Genomic DNA, 2,293 nt, shown 5'->3' on the forward strand with positions numbered 1-2,293 from the left:
TAGCTCAGGCGCACCTCGCCGAAGGCCAGCGCCGGGGCATCCGGGGTGCGCTGCACCTGGGCTTCGATCAGTTGCTGGATGCTCTGCTGCAGCGGGTACTGTTCAGCGGTGGCGTTCCACGTGACCAAGGTGCGCTCGCGCTCGGCGGCCGCCAGCAATGGCAGTTCGGCCACCGGTTGGTGCGGTTGCTCGACAATGGCTTGCAGCAGGTTCAGCCAATGCTCACCCAGGCGCACGATGGTGGCGTGGTCGAACAGGTCAGTGGCGTAGATCAGCGAAGCGCTCAGCCCTTCAGCGGTCTCGCAGGTGTCCAGGCTCAGGTCGAACTGGGTGGTGTCGTTGTCCCAGGCCATGGCCTGGACCGCCAAGCCTGGCACGGCGCGTACCGGCGCAAGCGCGGCGGCCTGGTGGTTGAACATCACCTGGAACAACGGGCTGTGGCTGAGGCTGCGGGTGGGCGCCAACGCATCCACCAGTTGCTCGAATGGCAGGTCCTGGTGCGCCTGGGCGCCCAGCGCAGCCTGCCGCACCTGTTGCAGCAGCACGCCGAACGGCTGGCGTGGATCGATATCGGCCCGCAGTACCAGGGTGTTGACGAAGAAGCCGATCAGCCCTTCGGTCTCGACCCGGTTGCGGTTGGCCACCGGCACGCCGACGCGGATGTCGCGCTGCCCACTGTAGCGATGCAGCAAGGCCTGGAACGACGCCAGCAGCACCATGAACAGGGTCGCGCCCTGGCGGCGGGCCAATGCCTCGAGGCCGTCCTTCAACGCCGACGGCACGGCCAGGTCGAGCTGGGCCCCGCGATAGCTCTGCTCGGCAGGACGCGGGCGGTCCAGCGGCAAGGCCAGCACATCCTGCTCGCTGCCCAGTTGCCCGACCCAGTAGGCCAGTTGCCGCTCACGCTCACCAGCCTCCATCCACTCACGCTGCCAACGGGCGTAGTCGGCATATTGCAGCGCCAGGACAGGCAGTGGGGCGGCATCGCCTTCGCGGTAGCGGGTATAGCCATCGATCAGTTCGCCAACCATCAGCTGCATGGATGCGGCATCCGAGACGATATGGTGCTGAGTCAGCACCAGCACCTGGTCGTCGGCCGCCAGCTCCAGCAGACGGGCTCGCAGCAACGGGCCGCGGGCCAGGTCGAACGGCAGGCGGATTTCCTCGGCGACACGCGCTCCAAGGGTGGCCTCGTCCGCCAGTCGTTCATGGGCGATGACCCGCGCAGCCGAGCGCTCGATCACCTGGACGATGCCCTGGTCGCTTTCGACGAAGCGGGTACGCAGGGTCTCATGACGCTCGACCAGCGCATCGAAGCTGTGTTGCAGCGCCGCGCGATCGAGGCTGCCGTTCAGGCGCAGGACCATGGGAATGTGGTAGGCGCTGCTGTGTGGCTCCAGCTGCCAGAGGAACCATTGGCGTTGCTGGGCATAGGACACCGGCAGCGCCGCATCGCGCGGCGTCGGCCGGATGGCCGGGGCCCGCGCCGCCAACGACGGTGCTGGCAGGCTGGCGACGAAGCTCTGCAGGCTGGCATGCTCGAACAGCACCTTGAGCGGTGCGTCTATGCCTAGCGCGCGCAGGCGCGAGAACACCTGGGTAGCCAACAGCGAATGCCCGCCCAGTTCGAAGAAGTTGTCCGTCAGGCCGACCCGCTCAAGCCCGAGCACCTGCGCCCAGATCGCCGCGACCTGTTGTTCCAGCTCACTCTGCGGCGCCACGTAGGCACGCTGCGATTGCGTGGCATCCACGGCAGGCAAGGCCTTGCGGTCGAGCTTGCCGTTGGGCGACAGCGGCAGGCTGTCCAGTGCCAGCCACTGGTTCGGCACCATGTAGTCCGGCAGGCCGCGGCGCAGGTGCTCGGCCAGTTGTGCCTGCCAATCGGCGGCCTCACCGGCCAGCACCACATAACCGACCAACTGCTTGCCGTCCGGCACGGTCACCACGGCTTCACGCACCAGGTCGTGCTCCAGCAGACGCGCCTCGATCTCACCCAGCTCGATGCGCAGGCCACGCAGCTTGACCTGGTGGTCGATACGTCCGGCGTACTCGATCACCCCGTCCGCGCGGTAGCGCGCCAGGTCACCGGTGCGGTACATGCGCTCGCCATTGCCGTATGGGCTCACGGCGAAACGCTCGGCGGTCAGCCCTGGGCGGCGGTGGTAGCCGCGCGCCAGGCCTGCGCCGGCCAGGTACAGCTCGCCCAGCACCCCCACCGGCACCGGTTGCAGCTCGGCATCGAGGATGTAGCAGGCCAGGTTGGCGATAGGCTCACCGATCGGCACGCTGTCCC

The 2,293-nt window shown here is 67.9% G+C and carries 1 protein-coding gene; it reads right to left on the minus strand.

Going from position 1 to position 2,293, the window contains the following annotated elements:
• A partial coding sequence (locus DMX12_RS28740) for a condensation domain-containing protein (RefSeq protein ID WP_146226887.1) occupies positions 1 to 2,293 on the minus strand: 2,293 nt, incomplete at both ends.

It is taken from the genome of Pseudomonas sp. MB-090624, from assembly GCF_003205245.1.
In the GTDB taxonomy this organism is placed as follows: domain Bacteria; phylum Pseudomonadota; class Gammaproteobacteria; order Pseudomonadales; family Pseudomonadaceae; genus Aquipseudomonas; species Aquipseudomonas juntendi.